Source organism: Okeania hirsuta, from assembly GCF_003838195.1.
GTDB classification, from domain to species: domain Bacteria; phylum Cyanobacteriota; class Cyanobacteriia; order Cyanobacteriales; family Microcoleaceae; genus Okeania; species Okeania hirsuta.
Genome location: NZ_RCBY01000092.1, coordinates 1 through 20,766 on the forward strand (window position 1 = coordinate 1; position 20,766 = coordinate 20,766).

Annotated in this window: 11 protein-coding genes; 8 read left to right on the forward strand and 3 right to left on the reverse strand. The window is 33.4% G+C overall.

Features of this window, described 5'->3' with window-relative positions; genetic code table 11:
• Nucleotides 1-59: 59 nt before the first annotated feature.
• Nucleotides 60-1,934 carry an excinuclease ABC subunit UvrC gene (uvrC, locus tag D5R40_RS16410; protein ID WP_124154918.1) on the reverse strand — a complete coding sequence of 625 codons (1,875 nt, stop codon included), beginning with the start codon at nt 1,932-1,934 and terminating at the stop codon, nt 60-62.
• Between the two features lie 733 nt (nt 1,935-2,667).
• Between uvrC and D5R40_RS16415 the strand changes: the two genes are divergently transcribed.
• Complete coding sequence (locus D5R40_RS16415) at nt 2,668-5,085, forward strand: pentapeptide repeat-containing protein (protein ID WP_124154919.1); 2,418 nt, start codon at nt 2,668-2,670, stop codon at nt 5,083-5,085.
• Nucleotides 5,086-5,853: 768 nt separating this feature from the next.
• Here D5R40_RS16415 and D5R40_RS41115 read toward each other — a convergent pair.
• Both D5R40_RS41115 and D5R40_RS39690 read right to left on the reverse strand, forming a co-directional pair.
• On the reverse strand, nt 5,854-5,988 hold the full coding sequence (locus D5R40_RS41115; RefSeq protein ID WP_275670333.1) for a hypothetical protein: 135 nt from the start codon (nt 5,986-5,988) through the stop codon (nt 5,854-5,856).
• 217 nt (nt 5,989-6,205) lie between these two features.
• Nucleotides 6,206-9,121, reverse strand: coding sequence for a glycosyltransferase family 2 protein (locus D5R40_RS39690; protein WP_240041603.1), 2,916 nt, complete (start codon nt 9,119-9,121; stop codon nt 6,206-6,208).
• Between the two features lie 571 nt (nt 9,122-9,692).
• On the opposite strand from D5R40_RS39690, the gene D5R40_RS16435 reads away from it, so the two are divergent.
• From D5R40_RS16435 to D5R40_RS16460, 7 genes are all read left to right on the forward strand, one after another.
• On the forward strand, nt 9,693-12,443 hold the full coding sequence (locus D5R40_RS16435; protein ID WP_205127659.1) for a tetratricopeptide repeat protein: 2,751 nt from the start codon (nt 9,693-9,695) through the stop codon (nt 12,441-12,443).
• Nucleotides 12,444-12,607: 164 nt separating this feature from the next.
• On the forward strand, nt 12,608-15,316 hold the full coding sequence (locus D5R40_RS16440) for a tetratricopeptide repeat-containing sulfotransferase family protein (protein ID WP_124154921.1): 2,709 nt from the start codon (nt 12,608-12,610) through the stop codon (nt 15,314-15,316).
• 1,333 nt (nt 15,317-16,649) lie between these two features.
• A complete protein-coding gene (locus tag D5R40_RS16445) occupies nt 16,650-18,896 on the forward strand; it encodes a tetratricopeptide repeat-containing sulfotransferase family protein (protein ID WP_124144399.1) in 2,247 nt (748 codons plus the stop codon).
• Between the two features lie 74 nt (nt 18,897-18,970).
• A complete protein-coding gene (locus tag D5R40_RS16450; RefSeq protein WP_124144400.1) occupies nt 18,971-19,165 on the forward strand; it encodes a hypothetical protein in 195 nt (64 codons plus the stop codon).
• A 569-nt stretch (nt 19,166-19,734) separates the two neighbouring features.
• Nucleotides 19,735-19,905 carry a hypothetical protein gene (locus tag D5R40_RS35370; protein ID WP_161564454.1) on the forward strand — a complete coding sequence of 57 codons (171 nt, stop codon included), beginning with the start codon at nt 19,735-19,737 and terminating at the stop codon, nt 19,903-19,905.
• A 90-nt stretch (nt 19,906-19,995) separates the two neighbouring features.
• Nucleotides 19,996-20,184, forward strand: coding sequence for a hypothetical protein (locus tag D5R40_RS16455; RefSeq protein WP_124144401.1), 189 nt, complete (start codon nt 19,996-19,998; stop codon nt 20,182-20,184).
• A 398-nt stretch (nt 20,185-20,582) separates the two neighbouring features.
• The gene (locus D5R40_RS16460) at nt 20,583-20,765 is read left to right on the forward strand and encodes a hypothetical protein (RefSeq protein ID WP_124144402.1); all 183 of its coding nucleotides are present in this window, start codon (nt 20,583-20,585) and stop codon (nt 20,763-20,765) included.
• The last annotated feature ends 1 nt before the right edge of the window (nt 20,766 follow it).

Here is a 20,766-nt window from a genome sequence, read left to right on the forward strand (position 1 = left end):
CTTGATTTTTCTCCTTTCTTCCCTCCTGACTCCTGACTCCTGACTCCTGACTCCTGATTCTAAGAAGGATGAAAATAATCATAAATTTGCTGCGCCAACTTTGGTCCGACTCCTGATACCTCTGCCAACTGCTGCACTGTTGCCATCCGAATATAATCAACAGAATGAAAATGTCCCAATAACAATTTTTGCCGATGATGTCCCAAACCAGGAATCTCATCTAGGCGCGATCGCTTCATTCTTTGACTTCTTTTATTTCTATGGAAACTCACGGCAAACCGATGCGCTTCATCTCTCAACCTCCGCAATAACTGTACTCCTGGTTGTTCCGCATTAGTTGTTAATGGTAGCGACTCCCCTGGTAGAAAAATTTCCTCCCGTTGCTTTGCTAAACTCACCACCCGCACTTCTTCTAATAACTCCATTTCTTGCATCACTGTCATTACTGCCGAAAGTTGCCCCTTTCCACCATCTATCATTATTAAGTCTGGTTTCTCTGTAGTTGGTTGTTTTTCATAATTGCGAAACCGTCTTTGAATTACTTCTGCCATACTAGCAAAATCATCAGAATGACCAGACTGCACTTCTGGGTTTTGAATTTTGTAGTGTCGATAATGTTGTTTTGCTGGCAAACCGTCAATAAAAACGACCCGCGATGCCACCGCATCTGAACCTTGAATGTGAGAAATATCATAACCTTCAATACGGTGGGGTAATTCTGGCATATCTAATATTTCTGCCAAGTCAGTCATTGCTTTAGTGTTACGATCGCTCATTTTATTTAACCGTGCTAACTCATATTCAGCGTTCTTTTTTACCATTTCTATTAATTCTGCTTTTCCCTGGCGTTGAGGTACGAAAATTTCTACTTTTTTACCTTTTTTTTCTGTTAGCCAACTTGTCAAAAATTCACTTTCTAGTAACTCATGTTGCACAATAATTTCTACAGGAATTTCTACAGATTCTACTGTTTGATAATGTGATTCTAAAACCCGTTGTAAAATTGCTCCTAATTCCTTACTTTCTTGAGTTACTAAATTAGGTGTTTCAGCAATAAATCCTAATCTACTGACTAATTTACCTGCTCGAATTTGGAATAATTGAACGCAAGCAAATTTGTCATTACCAGCTAATGCTATTGCATCTCTGGAAACTCGATCGTCTGGCAAAGAAACTTTTTGGTCGGCATTTAGAGAATCTAAACCTCTAATTTGGTCACGAATAGCTGCCGCTTTTTCAAAATTTAAAGCCTCTGCTTCTTTTGCCATTTGAGTATTCAATATATCAATTAATTCTCCTGTTCTGCCTTGAAAAACCATTGCGACTTTTTGCACAATTTTATGATATTCATCTGGTGTTATTAATTCCTGACAAACTCCCGGACAGTGACCAATATCATAATTCAGACAAGGGCGGTCTTTAAATAAAGGTTTTGGTCGTTGACGTAGAGGAAAAATTTGTTTGACTAAATGTAGGGTATTTCTTAAAAGTCTGGTATCTACATAAGGACCGTAATAACGGTCTTGAGCTTTACCTAATCGTCGTTTTCTAGTAATAAAAACTCTGGGGTAATTTTCTGACCAAGTTATACATAAATATGGATATTTTTTATCATCTTTGAGTAAGACATTAAAATATGGTTGATGCTGTTTAACAAGATTAGCTTCTAATGCTAAAGCTTCTGCTTCTGTATCTGTGACAATAAATTCAATTTCCACCACTTGTTGTACCATTAAACTAATACGATGACTGTGGTTTTTGCTTTCTCGAAAATAGGAGCGGACTCGATTTCTCAGCTTTTTTGATTTACCAATATAAAGAAGGCGATCGCTACTATCGTGCATTAAATAAACTCCCGGAGTTTGGGGAATTTCTTTGAGGCGATTTTCTAATTTTTTTGAGTCTTTTACTAGGGGTAAAGTTTTAGTTATCATATTTTTTATTATCCTAACTGGTAAATATTTTACTTAACTATCAATTAAATTCAAAAAGAATAAATGTATAACCAATATTATATTATTTCTCCTCTTTTTTTTGTAACTTATATTATTTTTACTGTTTTACTTAGATAAAATACAGTAATTGAATCCATTCCATAATTGTCAGCATTCAGGTGTTAGCTCTCAGCTCTCAGCTCTCAGCGTTCCTAGTTTATTGCATTTGGAGTAGAGATTAGGATTGAGTTTGAGCAAGAATTAAAAGTCTGGGAAAAAGCAAAGGCATCAGCTAACTTGAGCTATTTAGGTTCATTTTCATTGCTGTTTGCGTAGCATCCCGTAGGGAAGCGCTGACCGCTAATAGCTGTTTGCGCAGCAGTCCGCAGGAAATGCTTACCCATAATTTACATTGTACTCTATCTACTAATCTTGTTTAGCATCAATTATTTAGAACTTCATTAAATACTTAAATAGTTAATTGAAAAATCATGAAATTCTCTCCAATTTGTCAAAATCAAATACTCTTAAAATAAAACTATACTGCTAAAGTCAAATTTATTAAAGATAAAACTATAATTGTACCATTTAATTTTAGATAAATTTATCAATATTTATTGAGAGGATTCCAAAAGTAGAGAAAGTAAGTGAGCCTCGAAGAACTACTCACCAAATATGTCAAAATTTTTATTTTCAGGTAAAGTTATTGCATATATATATCAAGCCCAGAAAAATGAGTAACGACTTGAATCAAATCCCTCCACTGGATACTACCTTAGTCACATCATCTTCCCTATCTACCACCCCTATTCTCAATAACATTGAAGCAGTCAAAGAATGTTTACTATATGGTGAAGTACAATTGAGAATAGCAGCAGTTTCTGAAACTCTCAAATACGGAGATTTAGGACTAGATTTGTTACTCATGGCCTTGCAGGATCGGTCAGCAGAAGTGCAATGGGTCGCATATTCAATACTCCTAGAACAACAACAACCTAAAGCTAAATTGGCATTGTCCCAATATACTTGGGATATATCTAAACTACTAGAGTTATACACTACTGGAAAACGGAATTTTATCCGAGCTAACATGAGGGGAGCAAACCTTAATGGTTTAGACCTACAAGGTATAAATTTCAGTTTTGCCTATTTAAAAGATGCCGATCTAAGTAGTATTAATCTTAGAGATGCTAACCTCAAAGAAGCTAACTTAAGAGGTGCTAACCTGAAGGATGCTAACCTCAAAAACACTAATCTTGAAAATGCTAATCTTAGCCTTGCCAAACTCAGGGGTGTTAACCTAACTAATGCTAATTTCACTAATGTAAACCTTAGTGGTGCAGATATAAGTCTTGCTAACCTAAATAATGCTAACTTAACTAATGCAAATCTTAGTTATGCAGACTTAAGAGGTAGTAAACTTAGAGATACAAATCTCAGAGGTACTAAATTAAATAAAGAAACAAAACTTGATTGTAAATGGTTATTAATCTGGGAAATAGTTAATCAGCAAGCTATTGGTAAAGACTTCAGAAATATTAATCTAATTGGCATCAACCTTGAACGTGTAAATTTGAGTAATTCTAACTTCAGTGGCGCTCAACTTAGAAGAGTGAATTTGAGTAATTCTAACCTCAGTGGAAGTAACTTTAGTGCGGCTAAACTTATAAGTATTAATCTCAAGAATACTGACTGTAGTAATACTAATTTAACTGGTGTAAATTTGAGTGATGCTAACCTCAGTAATGCCAATCTCAGTGGTGCCGACCTAAGTAATGCCAATCTCAGTGGTGCTAATCTTAACTACGTTAACCTCCGAGAAACAAAAATAAATGATTTGACAAAAATAGACTCTAAATGGCATTTGGTCTGGCAAATTGTTAACCAACAACCTACAAATAACCATCTCAAAGGAGTCAACCTCAGTCGATCCGATCTTCGAGGTGTTGACCTCAGCAATATTAACCTCCGGAGTGCTAACCTAGAAGGAGCTAATTTTGGGATGTGCGACCGCAATGTTCTCTATTGCCAAATACAAAATATTGATAGCAACTACTACAGTCACTCAAATCTCAGAAAAGTCAATCTTTGTAACGCTAACTTGAAAGGATCTAACCTAGTTGGAGCTTATTTAGAGAAGGCTAACTTGAGTGTAGCTAATCTAATGTCAGCTCAACTCAACTATGCTGAAATGAGCGGTGCCAACCTTACTGCTGCTGACCTCAATGATGCAGACTTGAGAGATACCAACTTCAGTAGTGCCAACCTCAGTGCTGCTGACCTTAGTAACGCTAACCTTAGTAACGCTGACCTGACAAATGCTCATCTGAGTGCTGCTAAATTCTGCAATGCTCAACTTAATAGGGCTAAAATGAACCAAGTCGATCTGAGTACAGCTAATCTCACCAATGTTAATCTCACTAATGCTAAACTCCGTCATGCCAATCTTCGTAATGCTAATTTAACAGGTGCTATTCTTAAGGGAGTCGATCTTAGCAATGCTGACCTTAGTCATGCTCACCTGAAAAATGTCGATCTTAGTTGGGCTGAACTTAAGGGTGTAAAACTCAGTGAAACAACTAGACTTGACCAAAAATGGTATATAGTTTGGGACATTGTTAATCACAAAATAGAAGGAAGAAACTTACAAGGTAATGACCTCAGTAATGCTCAACTAAATCGTGTCGATCTCAATCGTGCCAACCTGAGCAACGCTAATCTCTGTGGTGCTAGTCTACGAGTAGCAGATTTGTGGGATGCCAACCTAGAAAATGCCAATATTAGCAATGCTAACTTGGGTGGTGTGAATCTTAGTGGTGCTAATCTCAAGGGTGCTAACCTCAGTGGCAGTGACCTTAATCGTGCCCACCTTTGGCATACCTATCTAAGTGATGTCAATCTTAGTGGTGCTAACTTGATGGGAGCTGACTTGTGGGGTGTGGACTTGGATGGTATCGACCTGAGTGGCGTTAACCTGAGTTATGCCAACCTCAGTCATGCTAATCTCAAAGATGCTAACCTGATTGGAGCTAACCTCAGTCGTGCAAATCTTAGCAGTGCAAATCTCGATGGTGTTAATTTCAGTGACGCTAATTTAAGTGGTACTAATTTTAGTGATGCTAATATTAATAATTGCATATTACCGAATTGAAAGGAATTAGATAGAATAGAGAACGATAATTACTTTATTGTAGAGTTAAGATCATCATTTATATAAAGCTAGTAATATTATATAAAACCCATTTGATATCTATCAAAGCTACTAGACATCTCCAGAAAATAGAGATTAGGGAGTAGGGAAAAAGAATTGATCATTTATGTGCGATAATTGAATTTTATCTTTTATTATTGGAGATGTCTATTTGGAGCTTGCTGATTAAATCTAAAAGTATTCATATATAAAGGTTTTAGCCTTTTTAAGTATCAAAAAGTGCGAGGTTTTAAGTGGTAATGGTTCAAAAATTTATGATTTTGGTCAAGATTTGGGCAGAACAATCTTGGGACAAAACTTAGCTCCTACCTCGTCGAAATCATCACTTACAATAGATATTGGAGCTAATCCGACTTCATATCTTGTTTCATCAAAGGCAACAGAAAAAATTAAATCTTCCATTTAGTGAAATTGAGCTAAGTTTATTTTAAGTGATACAGATAAGTCATAATATCAAAGTTTAGGAAAAAAAGCATTATCTATTGAAAAAAAATATCTAGCTCATTTTCTACAAGTTAACATCTTTATGCTTTTTGCCTTTAAGGGGTTTATTTAAGCCAGAGAAATTACTCCCTAATCTGAATGCTTTGATAATTGTTGTCAACTTATTTTGTCCTTGATTTGACGCTTTGTCAAACATTTTGTCGTTATAAGTTATTATAAACTGACAGACAAATTACCTGTTAAGCTTAGATAATACACTAATTACTAGCAATAGCGATCGCTAGCCATGAATAGTTTGATAACTGTTGTCAACCTATGTTGTCCTTGATTTGACGCTAATAACGGAATATCAATAATCAACCTTCCTCCTTCTTCCTTGATAAAAATAACGGAATGCAAATAATCAATCTTCCTCCTTCCTCCTTCCTTCTTATTTCACAAAAATAACGGAATATAAATAATCAACCTTTCTTTTTCCTTGTTACTTCTTTCTTCTTCCCTCTTCCCTCTTCCTCCTTCCTTCTTATTTCACAAAAATAACGGAATATAAATAATCAACCTTTCTTTTTCCTTGTTACTTTTTTCTTCTTCCCTCTTCCCTCTTCCTCCTTCCTTCTTATTTCACAAAAATATCTGACATTAACTGTTGCCAAACATCCGAATTTGTTAAAGCATAAGCATCAAATTCATAACCATATTGTTGATAAAGACTATTAAAACTATCAATCCAATGATAAATAGTTTCTGTCATAGATAAAGGAGTATATTTTACAGCTTGTCGTAGATATTTACTCATCTCAACTAAATTCTCATTTCGATGTGCCTGCCATGCTAACCAACTCAAAGTATAATAACGAGATTTTCCCTCTAATTTACGAATAGATACTGATAAATTTGGTCTGCTAAAAAAATCATCTAAAACAGACATCATACTAACAGCTTGGTGAGTAGATTTTCTAGTAGCATTCCGGTGATGTTGACGATAACAATAAGTAACTTTTGGCAACCAAACTGCCTCACAACCATTTACAGATAAACGCAATACTAAATCAATATCTTCTCCATGATGCCAACGAGTATCAAAACCTCCTGCACTTTTTATCCAACTCCGACGAAACATCATAGAAATAGTTACAGGTTTCCAAACTACCCAAGTTTCTAAATCTAATTCTAGGGAACCATGCCATAATTCTATATCGGAAATTTTCTCCCCTTTTTCATTAACTAAACGCCACCCACTATGCACAATACCAAGAGAAGGGCGGGTATCAAAAATAGCTACCTGTTTTGCCAGTTTATCTGGTAGAAAAAAGTCATCAGCATCTAGAAAAGCAATAAATTCTCCCCCTGCCATTTCTAAACCTAAATTTCGGGCGTGGGATACTCCTTTATTCTCTTGATAAACATAGCGAATTTTATCTAAATAAGGTTCTAAAACTTCGCGGGTATTATCCGTAGAACCATCATCAATTACGATTATTTCATAAGAGGTATAAGTCTGATTAAAAACACTAGCGATCGCTTCTAATATATAGTGGGCATTATTGTAAGTGGCAATAATTACACTTACTCTCGGTATTACTGGATTAAAAATATTACTAATTAATTTTTTCCACTCTGGTAATTGACTAAAATTATAGGCATTAAATTGATTTCCTTCTTGGCGAGCAAGTTTGGTAAATAATTCTATCCAAGTCGAAATTGCTTCTGTAGTAGAGGCGGAAGTATAAGTTAAAGATTTTTGCAAATAAGCAGTCATTTCGGAAAAGTTACCCCCCTGATATAAGCGCCAAGAATTCCAAAGTAGGGAGCGATATTTTACTTGATTTTCTATTTGACGTATTGGGGTAGGTAAATTAGATTTGCTAAAAAAATCATCTAATAATTTTTCCAATTCTTGAGTAATTTTTTGTCGATTTTCTAATCCAGAAACACTACTATTATGCTGTCGATAACAAACACAAACTCTCTGTAACCAAGTAGCTTTTTCCCCAGTTAAAGCTAATCGTAAAACTATTTCTAAATCCTCTGGAATATATCGCGGGTCGAATCCTCCATTCAGCTTTAACCACTCACTTTTAAACATCATTGCACTAGGCAAAGTTGCTTGCCAGATTAACCAATTTTCTAAGTCTAATTCTGCACCATTTTCCCAAGGTTTTACATCTTTAATAGTATGACCTTTTTCATCAACAAATCTCCAACCACTTTGCACCATAGTTAAAGTAGAGTCTTCTGCAAAACATCCTATTTGTTCGGCTAATTTTTCGGGTAGAAAAAAGTCATCGGCATCCAGAAAAGCAATATATTTTCCTTGAGCTATTTCTATGCCATGATTCCGCGCTTTTGATTGTCCTTGATTTTCTTGATATACATATTTAATTTGATTTAGGTAGGGTTCCAAAACTTGATAAGTATTATCGGTAGAACCATCATCAATAACAATAATCTCATAAATAGTATAAGTTTGAGTCAGGATACTTTTAATGGCTATAAGAATATAATCAGCATTATTGTAGGTAGGAATTACAACACTAACCAACGGTAAACCATTAGGGATAACTTTAGTGATTAATTTTTGCCATTCTGGTAATTGATGGAAAAATACAGAATTAAAATCATAGTTTTCTAGAGCAGCATAATATTGAAAATAATAGAGCCAATTACAGATAGTTTTAAGAACAGAAAAAGAGGAAAATTTTAAAGATTTATATAAATAATCAGCCATTTCAGCGAAGTAGGCAAATTTATATAAACACCAACAATTCCAAATTAGAGAACCGTAGCGTAACTCCTTTTCTAATTGTTGAATTTTTGGGGGAAGATTGGGGTTAGAAAAAAGTTCATCTAAAATTTTTTCTTCTACTGCTGTTTGAGCAAGTAAATTTCGCGTCATATTACTGCTATGTTGACGATAACATACAGCTACTTTAGGAAACCAAGTAGATTGACAACCTGCTAAAGCTAATCGAATTACAATATCAAAATCTTCTAATCTGCGTAATTTTTCATTAAACCCACCCACTCTTTCTAACCATTCTTTGCGAAACATCATCCCACTCGGATTAGTAGTTTTCCATTTTAACCAACTTACTAAATCTAATTCTGGAGATTTATGCCAAGGTTCAATATCTTGAATTTTTTCTCCTTTTTCATCCACAACTCGCCACCCACTTTGTACTAAACCAATATTTGGTTGAGCATCAAAAATAGCAACTTGTTCTTTAAGTTTATAAGAGAGAAATAAATCGTCAGCATCTAGGAGGGCAATTAATTCTCCTTTTGCCAATTTAATGCCACGGTTACGAGTTGCAGATAATCCTTGATTCTCTTGATAAAAATAGCGAATTTTTGTCATGTATGGTTGTAATACTTGACGGGTATTATCTGTGGAACCGTCGTCTATTACAATAATTTCATAGTTAGTATAGGTTTGTTTAAATACACTTTCAATTGCTTGGGCGATGTAAAGTTCGCAGTTATATACTGGGATAATTACACTTACTTTTGGAGCTATAAAAGTTTGGGACATTATAGTTATTGATTTTGAAGTTTGTGGAATAATTTTAACCAAGTCAGAAGTCAGAAGTTAGAAGTCAGAGGTTATTTTTGTAACGGGGATTTGAGCAACTCTTTAAAATCATGTTTGGAAACAATGAAAATTAATTTGGAAATAGCCGATGTTATTAGACATCTCCGATAATATAATGTTTCTCAACCTAATGAGGTAGACCTATACTTATTTATCTTCTATTCCCTATTCCCTCTAATAATAGTTATGGACACCAGATATAATTGTCAATTTAAAACAGCTATTAGAAATCATGGAATTAGCAAAAGTAATCTAAGCAAACAGCACTCAGCAGTCAGCTATTAGCTAGTCTAATAAGGTCGGAACTGGGGACTTCAGCTTAATTACCTTTAAAGGAGAAAAAAGCAATTTTATTAAAGCTTCAGAGTACGAATCTCTCGTTGGGAATGTAGTATAAGTTAAACGAATGCTTGCTTCATTTTAAAAAGCTGAATGCTAGCGTATTCCGCAGGAATAACTGACCGCTAATAGTTGAATACTTACAAAGTAATTTAGTATGACTAAGCTCAAAATGAACAAAAAAATAAATCTAATAAATTTATCTCAAAAAGCAGAATTATATTTAACTCAAGGAAAATTAGAAGAGGCAATATTAGCTTGTAATCAAGTATTAGAAATAGTGCCAGATTTTCTAGGCATCTATAAAACATTGGGAAATATTTTTCACAAAATTGGTGAAATAGACAAAGCAAAAGAATGGTATCTCAAAGCAATAAGTCAACAGCCAGAATGGGCAGAAGTTCATGCAAATTTGGGCAGCTTATATGCCCAAGAAAAACAATGGCAATTAGCAATAAAATCTTACCAAGAAGCCATCAGCATCAAACCAAATTTACCAGGTTTTTATCGGAACTTAGGAAAAATCTGGCAACAAATAGGAAAAATAGAATTAGCCAGAGATTGTCAGGAACAAGCATTAAGTTTAGAAGCTCAATATCCTCAAGCCTCAGAATATTTAAAACAGGGAAAAAGTTGGCTAGAAAATGAGGAAATAGAATCAGCGATCGCTAATTTCCAAAAAGCCATAAAATTAAATCCATCTTTGGCAAATGCCTATCAAAATTTAGGCGACGCTGTTGCTAAACAAGGAGAGTTAACTGAAGCAATAAATTATTATCAAAGATCAATTCAAATTCAACCTAATTTGTGGGTAGCTCACCATAAACTAGGAAAAATATTTCAAGAAATAGGAGAGTTAGATGCAGCTATTAGTAGTTTCCACCTCTCTATAGAAATTAATCAAAATTTTCCTTGGTCTTACAAAAAATTGGCAGATATTCTCCAAGAAAAAGGAGAATTAGAATCAGCAGAAAAATATTATCAGAAAGTAATAGACATCAAATTTGATGTTTGGGAAGTTCACCGTAAATTAGTAGAAATTCAGCAACAAAAAGGAAACTTAGACAGAGCTATTTCTAGTTGTAAACGAGTCATAGAAATTAATCCCGCCTTAACTTGGTTTTATCAGAGATTAGGAGATAATTTATCAAAATTGGAACCACACGATCTAGCTATAGATTATTACCGAAGCTTACTAGAAACTGAACCAAATAATATAAAATGGCTCCACGATATAGGACAAAGGCTAGTAAAACTTCAAGAATGGGATGAAGCAATTATTATTTATCGTCGTGCGATAGAATTAGAAGCAAATAACCATTTATTTCACAGAAGATTAGCAGACGCTTTACAAGAAAAAGGATTATTATATGAAGCAATTTCTAGTTATAAAACAGCCATAAACATTAATCCCAATTTATCTTGGTCATATTACAACTTAGGAGAAACACTAAGGAAATTAACCAAGTGGGATGAAGCAATAATTGCTTACCGTCATGCTATAGAGTTAGAAGCAAATAATCATTTATTTCACAGAAGATTAGCAGACGCTTTACAAGAAAAAGGATTATTAGATGAAGCAATTTATAATTATCAAAAAGCCATAGAAATTAATCCCAAATCTTGTTGGCACTATGCAGCATTAGGAAATGTTTATCTTCAACTAGAGAATTTATCAGAAGCTATACCATGTTTAATTCAAGCTCTAAAAATTAGACCAGACTATTACGATGTTCATAAAAAAATAGAATTTATTCTCAAAAAACAAGACCGCCACAAAGAAGCTCACCTCTGGAAAACTAACCAAAAATTACCGCATAATTGGCTAAGAAAGTTTTTAAATTTAACAGAAGATTGGGAAATTACTTCTGAGTCTGCACAAAAAAATATTACTCGGATAAAAATCTATTCAAGTACTCAATTTAATCTGTTATCATCTCAAACAATAGAGCAAAAAAAACATCATTATTTCCTAGATAAAAAAGCCAACTCAGCGGAAGCTTTTGTAGTAGTAATTCCCGAAGGTAGAGGTAGTATTGATTTAGCAACAAGTGCAGTTATTACTTCAGACAATAAGTTGGTAAGAGATGTTTCTACAGGTTGTTCTGAAGTGATTATATCTTCTGAGGAATTACCTCCGATTAATTATATAGATGGTACAGTGGCATTTTTATCAGCAAAGTGGGGAGGATTCATGTATTTCCACTGGATGTTTGATGTAGTTACACGGATAGATTTGCTGCGTCGAACTAACCTAATAATAGATAAATTTGTCTTTACCAGATGTGATAAAAAGTTTCAAATAGAAACCATTGCTGCTCTGGGAATTAAACAATCTCAAATCATAGAAAGCCGATTTTTTCCTCATATAAAAGCTCAGAAATTAGTTGTACCTTCTTCCTATAAATCTCAGAAAGGAAATCTGAGAGTCAGCAAATGGGGTTGTGAGTTTTTGCGAAGTTTATTTATCAAATCACAAACTATCATAAAATCATCTAGTAAGCCAGAACGAATATATATAAGTCGAAAGTTTGCATCATGGCGACGAGTTCTTAATGAAGAAGAAGTAGTTAATTTGTTAGAAAAATTTGGTTTTATTAGTCTTTCCCTAGAATCAATGTCTATTGCAGAACAAGCATTATATATGGTAGCTGCAAAAGTGATAGTAGCACCTCATGGAGGTGGACTGACAAACCTCGTATTTTGTAGTCCAGGAACAAAAGTGATTGAGATTTTTTCTCCAAAGTATATTACTAATTTTTACTGGGAAATTAGCAATTTATGTAGGTTGTCACACTATTACTTAATAGGTGAAAATTTTGAAGATGATAATTCAGGTAAAATTCCTTGGAAACCAGATATTATTGTAAATTTGACAAGGTTAAAAAAAATGATGAAGTTTGCAGAAGTTGAATTAATTTAGGCAATATTGGCAATTTCAAAGGTAAGCATTTCCTACGGAATACTTCGCAAACAGTTTACACTACCACTTATAAAACTCAGTGGAGACCAGATATTATTGTTAATATTAAACGGGTATTAAAAATTCTAGAGTTAGCATAAATTTAGAAAGTATCTATAAATAAAATGAATACAAAAAAAATTGCACTGGGTTTATATCAACAGGCAGAATTATATCTAGAACGAGGAGAATTAGAAACATCACACCATTTATGTAACCAAGTAATAGAGATACAATCAAATTTTTCTCCTGTCTATAATACTCTGGGAAAAGTTTTACAAGCAATGGAAAAATTAGACCTAGCAAAACAAAATTATCAACAAGCAATCACCATAAATTCTAACTTAGTAGAAGCTCATATTAATTTAGGTAATTTATTTACCCAACAACAACAATGGCAAGCTGCAATTGAGAGTTACGAGCGAGCAATTCAGTTAAACCCAAACCAAGCAGAAATTCATCATAAATTAGGAGAAGCATTCCTAGAATTAGAAAAATGGGATGAAGCTGTCATTGCATATCAAAAAGCTACAGAATTAAATCCAAAATTTCCCTGGTCTTTCCATAAATTAGGGGAAGCATTCCTAGAATTAGAAAAATGGGATGAAGCTGTCATTGCATATCAAAAAGCTACAGAATTAAATCCAAAATTTCCCTGGTCTTTCCATAAATTAGGAGAAGTATTCCTCCAATTAGAAAAATGGGATGAAGCTGTCATTGCCTACAACAGATTTATTGAACTAAATCCAGATTTTCCTTGGTCTTATCAAAAATTAGGCACAGCTTTTATGCAGCTAGAAAAATGGGAAGAAGCTGTCAAAGTTTATCGTATTGCTATTGAATTAAAGCCAGATTTATATTTACCCCACAAAAATTTAGGGGATGCTTTAATGCAATTATCAAAATGGTTAGAAGCAGTAACAGCTTATCGCCGAACTATAGAAATAGAACCTAATATAGATGTGGCTTACTATAATTTAGGCGAAGCTTTAGTCAAACTTGAAAGATGGTCAGAAGCAATAGCAGTCTACCGTCAAATTGTTAAAATTAACCCTAACTCTTATTTGCCTTACAATAAATTAGCAGCAGCATTAGTTAAGCTAGCTGAAATAGAAAAAAACAGAAAAATTGAGATTTATTCAGAAGCGATCGCTTGTTATGAAACCTTAATCCAACTTCAACCAAATCAAAGAGAAAATTATCATAAATTAGCGGATATTCTACAAAAACAAGGAAAATTAGAGGCAGCAGTTGATAGTTATATAGAAGCTATAAAATTAAAACCAGATGTACCTTGGTCTTATAACAATATCGGGGAAATTTTAATGAAATTAAAAAGGTGGAATCAAGCAATATTCACCTTTTTGACTGCCTTAAATATGGAAAAAAATATGCCTTGGATATATCAGACACTAGGAGAAGCATTAGCACAAATATCTCAAAGTAGTTTAGAAGATAAAATTAACTATTATTGTTCTGCGCTTCAAAACCATCGGTCAGAGATAATTAATTCTAAATTAGTGCTTCATTTGCCGCAAAATTCAGAATTATATCTATATTTAGGAAATTCCCTCAGCAAAAAAGAGCAATATAAAGGGGCAGTCATTATTTATAATATGGCTCTGCAACTGGAAGTAAATGACCAAGAAATTACAAATCAACTTCAGAAAGCTTTAGAGAAAAAATTAGAGTTAAAACTAGAAGTAGAAAGATATCGTAGAGCTATCGAACAAAACCCAAAATCTTCTAAATATTACTATGATTTAGCCATAACTCTGACTCGACAAGAAGAATTGGAACAAGCAAGTCTAGCTTTCCTCAAAGCCATCAAGTTAAACCCAGAAATTAACTGGTCTTATAATCGTTTCTGGAATTACTTAAAACAGTCCGATAAGCTTGATGAAGTAGTCAGTTTTTACCATCAAATTATTCACAATAAACCACACTCCGTTTTATCTCACTTAAACCTGGGAGAAGTTCTCAGCGAGCAAGGTAAAATTGACGCAGCAGTCGCCTCGTATCGTACTGCTTGTTACGAGCAAACTTTAAAATCTCATCCCAATTTCGTGAAAAAATATTGGCATCAAGAACAAGTAACAAATCCTAACTTTATAATTATTGGCACTGGCAAAAGTGGCACTACTTCTCTATACAATTATCTCACTCAACATCCTCAAATTTTACCTGCCATTAAAAAAGAAATATATTTTTGGTCGAGACATTTTGACAAAGGAATAAATTGGTACTTAGCTCATTTTCCTCCCATTCCAAAAGCAACAAAATTTTTAACAGGAGAAGCAACTCCTACCTATATTAATAGTTGGCAGACCCCGACACGACTATTTAGTATTTTCCCCAAAATAAAGTTGATTATAATTTTGCGAAACCCAGTAGATAGAGCAATTTCTCACTATTATCACGAAGTCAGATCGAAGATGGAAAATAAATCTTTATCAGAAGCAATATATTCCCAGTTAGAGAGACTTCATCAAATGTCTGAATCTACTCTTGAGCAAGCTTACTGGAATCATATCTCTTACTATATAAGTTATGGAGTTTATGTAGAATTTATCAAAAAATGGATGGCTATTTTTCCCAGAAAACAATTCCTGATTTTAAGAAGCGAAGACTTTTATCAAAACCCAGCAAGTATCATGGAAAAAGTTTTTAACTTTCTAGATTTACCCAAACATCAACTCAAAAATTATCAGAAATTAAATTCTGGTTCTTATCCTACTCTTCCTCAATCAATTCACCAGAGTCTAAGTAGTTATTTTCAACCCTATAATCAAAAACTTGAAGCATATTTAGGTATGAAGTTTAACTGGGAATAGGGAGTATTCAACAATTAATAATTAATAATTAATAATTAACAATTACCTCTCCTTGAAAAGAAGAGGATTGACTAATCATGAAAATTTTTCTTTATTATCCCCTTAAAAGGGGAGGCTTTATAAACATCTTTCTTAACATAAAAATTGACAGAATAGACAAGTTATGTACGAGTCTTTAAAAGGTTTTTGTCAGAGAAAAAGTGTATTCAAAAGTACATTATTTTGATAACTTAAGTAATTTTTCCTATCTACTATGATTCTTTCTCCTTTCTCCCCTGCTCCCTGCTCCCCTACTCCCCTGCTTCCCACAAGGTTTTCAGGAGTTCCTTATAAGGGATAGCTTAAAAGGGGAGGGGAGGCTTTAAACCACAATTTTTCGGTAAAGAGGAGATAGAGATTAATATTGAACTGTACCTTACCATCTTAAAAAGTGCTGTAAGTATTGGTTAATATCTATATTTTATTCAAAAGTAAATCAAGATTTTTCCCAGAGAACAATTTTTAATCTCGAAAAGTGAATATATGAAAACCCCGCAGTAATACCCAAACAAATTTTGGATTTTTTAGGTCTAACAAATCATCGACTCTAAGAAGACAAAAACTATTATCCTGCTTCTTATCCTTTAATTAATTCTAGTCTCCTTATACCAAGGGTGAAAAAAGAATGTTTAGAATAATTGGGATAACTAAAAGATTTTACCGAATAATTAAGGTGAAATTCCTCTCATTTAAAAGAGAAACAAGAAAAAATTTTCCTTTTATTCAATCCTCTTCCTTTAAGGGAGAAGTAATGATCAATTATCCATTATCAATTATCAATTATTCAAAGGAGATATCCCTTTAACTAAAAAGATAATTTTCAATCTAAAAAATAGTATAAAAGCCATTCATTATGACTCCAGACTCCAGAGGACTGACTACTCTAGAATATTTTTATTCAAAAGTAAATCAAGATTTTTCCCAGAGAACAATTTTTAATCTCGAAAAGTGAATATATGAAAACCCCGCAGCAATACCCAAACAAATTTTGGATTTTTTAGGTCTAACAAATCATCGACTCTGAGAAGACAAAAACTATTATCCTGGTTCTTATCCTTCAATTAATTCTAGTCTCCTTATACCAAGGATGAAAAAAGAATGTTATCAATAACTGGGATAACTAAAAGATTTCACCGAATAATTAAGGTGAAATTCCTCTCATTTAAAAGAGAAACAAGAAAAAATTTTCCTTTTATTCAATCCTCTTCCTTTAAGGGAGAAGTAATTATCAATTATCAATTATCCATTATCCATTATCCATTATTGAATTCTTCCTTCTGACTACTATAGAATTATGTTCTCAAATACAGACTTAGAAACAATAGTATTACAAAACAAAAAACAGGCAGAAACTTATATATCCCAAGGTCAAATAGAACAAGCGATCGCTTGTTACGAAAAAATCATAGAACTTCAACCTGAACATTGGGGAATTTACCAAAATTTGGGAGATATTTACCTGCAACAAGGAAATTTTTCACAAGCTATTACTATTTACCAAAATGCCATTCAACTTAATCCTAATTTCCCCTGGTTTTATCACAAATTAGGAGAAGCATTAATGGAACTTCAACAGTGGGATGAAGCTGTCACAGCATATCAACGTGCTATAGAACTTAACCCTGATTTTTCTTGGTCATATCAGAAATTGGGAGAGAGCTTTATTCAACTATCAAAATGGGATTTAGCTGCCACAGCATTTAGACAAGCAATTAAATTGAATCCTGATTTTTATTTGTCTTACGAAAAATTAGGAGAAGCACTGACTCAACAAGATAATTTACATGAAGCGGTAACTGCCTACCAAAAAGCTATAAAAATTAATCCTAATTCCTATTGGTCTCACAATAAATTAGGAGAAACTTTAATTAAATTAGGTATATTAGACCAAGCTGAGACAACTCTGCAAAAAGCTATAGAAATCAATCCCAAGATTTACTTTGCTCACCATAATTTAGGAGAAGTTTTATTCAAACAACAAAGAGAAACAGAAGCCATTGTCAAATATCATCAAGCCATCAAAATTAATCCTAATTCTTATTGGTCTCATAACTCATTAGGAGATACTTTAGTAAAATTAGAAAACTGGGAAGAAGCCATAACAACATACCGTCGTGCCATAGAAATTAATCCTAACTATTATTGGTCTTATAATTCATTAGGAGATGTTCTAGAAATTACAGGAAAATCAGACCAAGCAATTACCAGTTACTTAAAAGCAATTGAACTTAATCCAGAAATAGATAGACCTCATTTATGTTTATGGAATTTGTTTCTCAAACAAGATAAATGGGAAAAAGCAGAAAATATCTACCGCCAAGAAATTGAAAAAAATCCTCATAACTATTGGCTATGGAATTATCTAGGAAATACCCTAGTAAAACAACAAAGATTAGATGAAGCCATCGCCTCTTATCAAAAAGCTATTTCTATTCAACCTAATATTTCGGAAATTTATCAATTTTTAGGAGATGCTTTTATTCAACAACAAAAGTGGGATGAAGCTGCTATTGTTTATCTGCGCGCTGTAGAACTTAACCCTGAATTATCCTGGTCAAATTATAATTTATGGAACACTTTAGAACGCTGCGGAAAATTAGATAAAGTAGTCAATTTATATCGGCAGTTTATTCAACAAAATCCAGATTCATATTTGTCCTATATAAATCTCGGAGAAATTCTGACAAAACAGAATCAAATAGATGAAGCAATTATTTATTACCAAACTGCTTGTTACCAACAAACTTTAAAATCTTACCCCTCCCTTTGCCAAAAACAGTGGCATTTGACAGACATTCAAAATCCTAACTTTCTAATTATTGGAGTAGGAAAAGGAGGAACTACCTCCTTATTTAGTTATCTCATCCAACATCCTCAAATTTTATCCCCTGTTGTAAAAGAAATAAATTTTTGGTCGATGAACTTTGACAAAGGAATAAATTGGTATATCTCTCATTTTCCTGCCATTCCAAACCATGAAAATTTAATAACTGGAGAAGCAAGTCCTAGTTATTTAGGAAATTGGGAAGCACCAGACAGAATATTTAATTACTTTCCCAAAATCAAATTAATAATTATGTTGAGAAACCCTGTAGATAGAGCTATTTCTCACTACTATCATTGGCGAAGGATAAATAGAGAAAATCGCCCTTTAGAAACAGCATTAAATCAAGAATTAGAAAATTGGCAAATGATTTATAAAAATTCCCCCTTAGACACCAATTATTGGCATCATGGATTATATTATTTAGGCACTGGAATATATATAGATTTTATCCACAATTGGATGAGAATATTTCCTCAAGAACAAATTCTAATTTTGCCCACAGAAGAATTTTATCGAACTCCAACAACCATGATGAAACGAGTATTTGATTTTCTCGGTCTGCCAAATTATAAAGTTCCTGACTACAAGAAATTAAATTTAGGTTCCTATCCCCCTATCAGTAAATCACTGCATCAAAAATTGACCAACTTCTTTCGACCTCATAATAAAAAATTAGAGGAGTATTTAGAGGTGACATTTAACTGGGAAAGTTGAGATGGATGACCAAAAGTTAGGAGAAAAATTTCGATAAAAACAGTGGGGTAAAATTCTTAATTTCTCCCACAACTATGATCGAACGAGTATTTGATTTTCTCAATTTGCCAAACTATCAAATTCCCGACTACCAAAAATTAAACTTAGACTCTTATCCGCCGATCAAAAAATTACTTCACCAAAAATTGACCAATTTATTCTCACCTCATAATCAAAAATTAGAATCAAACTTAGAGATGAAATTTAATTGGGAAACTAGAGATGGTTGACTAAGAATTTGGAGAAAAACAGTAGGGAGAAGCTCTTAATTTCTCTCACAACCATAGTGAGACGAGTATTTGATTTTCTCAATTTGCCAAACTATTAAATTCCCGACCACCAGAAATTTAAATGAGGGTCTTAATTTCTCTCACAACCATGGTGAGACGAGTATTTGATTTTCTCAATTTGCCAAACTATCAAATTTCCAACTACCAGAAATTTAACTGGGAAACTAGAGATAGATGACTCAGAGTTAGGAGAAAAATTTCGAGAAAAGCACTGCCATAAAGCTCTTAATTTCTCCCACAAAACCTGATGAAACGAGTATTTGATTTTCTCAATTTGCCAAACTATTAAATTCCCGACTACCAGAAATTAAACTTAGGTTCCTATCCACCTATCAATAAATTACTTCAGCAAAAATTGAGCAATTTCTTTCCACCTCATAATCAAACATTAGAATCAGACTTAATATATGAAATTTAACTGGGAAACTAGAGATAGATGACTCAGAGTTAGGAGAAAAATTTCCAGAAAAACAGTAGGATGAAGCTCTTAATTTCTCCCACAACGCTTGATGAAAGGAGTCTTTGATTTTCTCAATTTGCCCAACTATCAAATTCCCGACTACCAGAAATTAAACTTAGGTTCCTATCCACCTATCAATAAATTACTTCAGCAAAAATTGAGCAATTTCTTTCCACCTCATAATCAAACATTAGAATCAGACTTAATATATGAAATTTAACTGGGAAACTAGAGATAGATGACTCAGAGTTAGGAGAAAAATTTCGAGAAAAGCACTGCCATAAAGCTCTTAATTTCTCCCGCAACTATAATGAAAGGAGTCTTTGATTTTCTCAATTTACCCAACCATCAAATTCCCGACCACCAGAAATTTAACTTAGACTCTTATCCACCTATCAAAAAATTACTGCCTCCAAAATTGAGAGATTTCTTTCGAGCTGAAATTCCTCAACTAGAATTAGACTTAGAGGTAGAATTTAACTGGGAAACTGAAAGATGAAACGAGTCTTTGATTTACGGAGGATATTATCCATTTATCAAGAAATTACTGCCTCAAAAATTGACTAATTTCTTTCGAGCTAAAATTCTTCAATTAGAATCAGACTTAATATATGAAGTTTAACTAGGAAACTAGGGATAGATGACTAATAGCTAGGAGAAAAATTTCCAGAAAAACAGTAGGATGAAGCTCTTAATTTCTCCCACAACCATGATGAAACGAGTCCTTGATTTTCTCAATTTGCCAAACCATCAAATTCCGGACTGCCAGAAATTTAACTTAGACTCTTATCCACCTATCAGGAATTACTACCTCCAAAATTGAGAGATTTCTTTCAAGCTGAAATTCCTCAACTAGAATCAGACTTAATATATGAAATTTAGCTGGGAAAATGGAAGATGAAACGAGTCTTTGATTTTCTGAATTTGCCCAACCATCAAATTCCGGACTACCAGAAATTCAATGGAGGGTTTTATCCACCTATCAGGAAATTACTACCTCCAAAATTGAGAGATTTCTTTCGAGCTGAAATTCACAAACTAGAATCAGACTTAGAGATGATATTTAATTGGAAAATTTGAA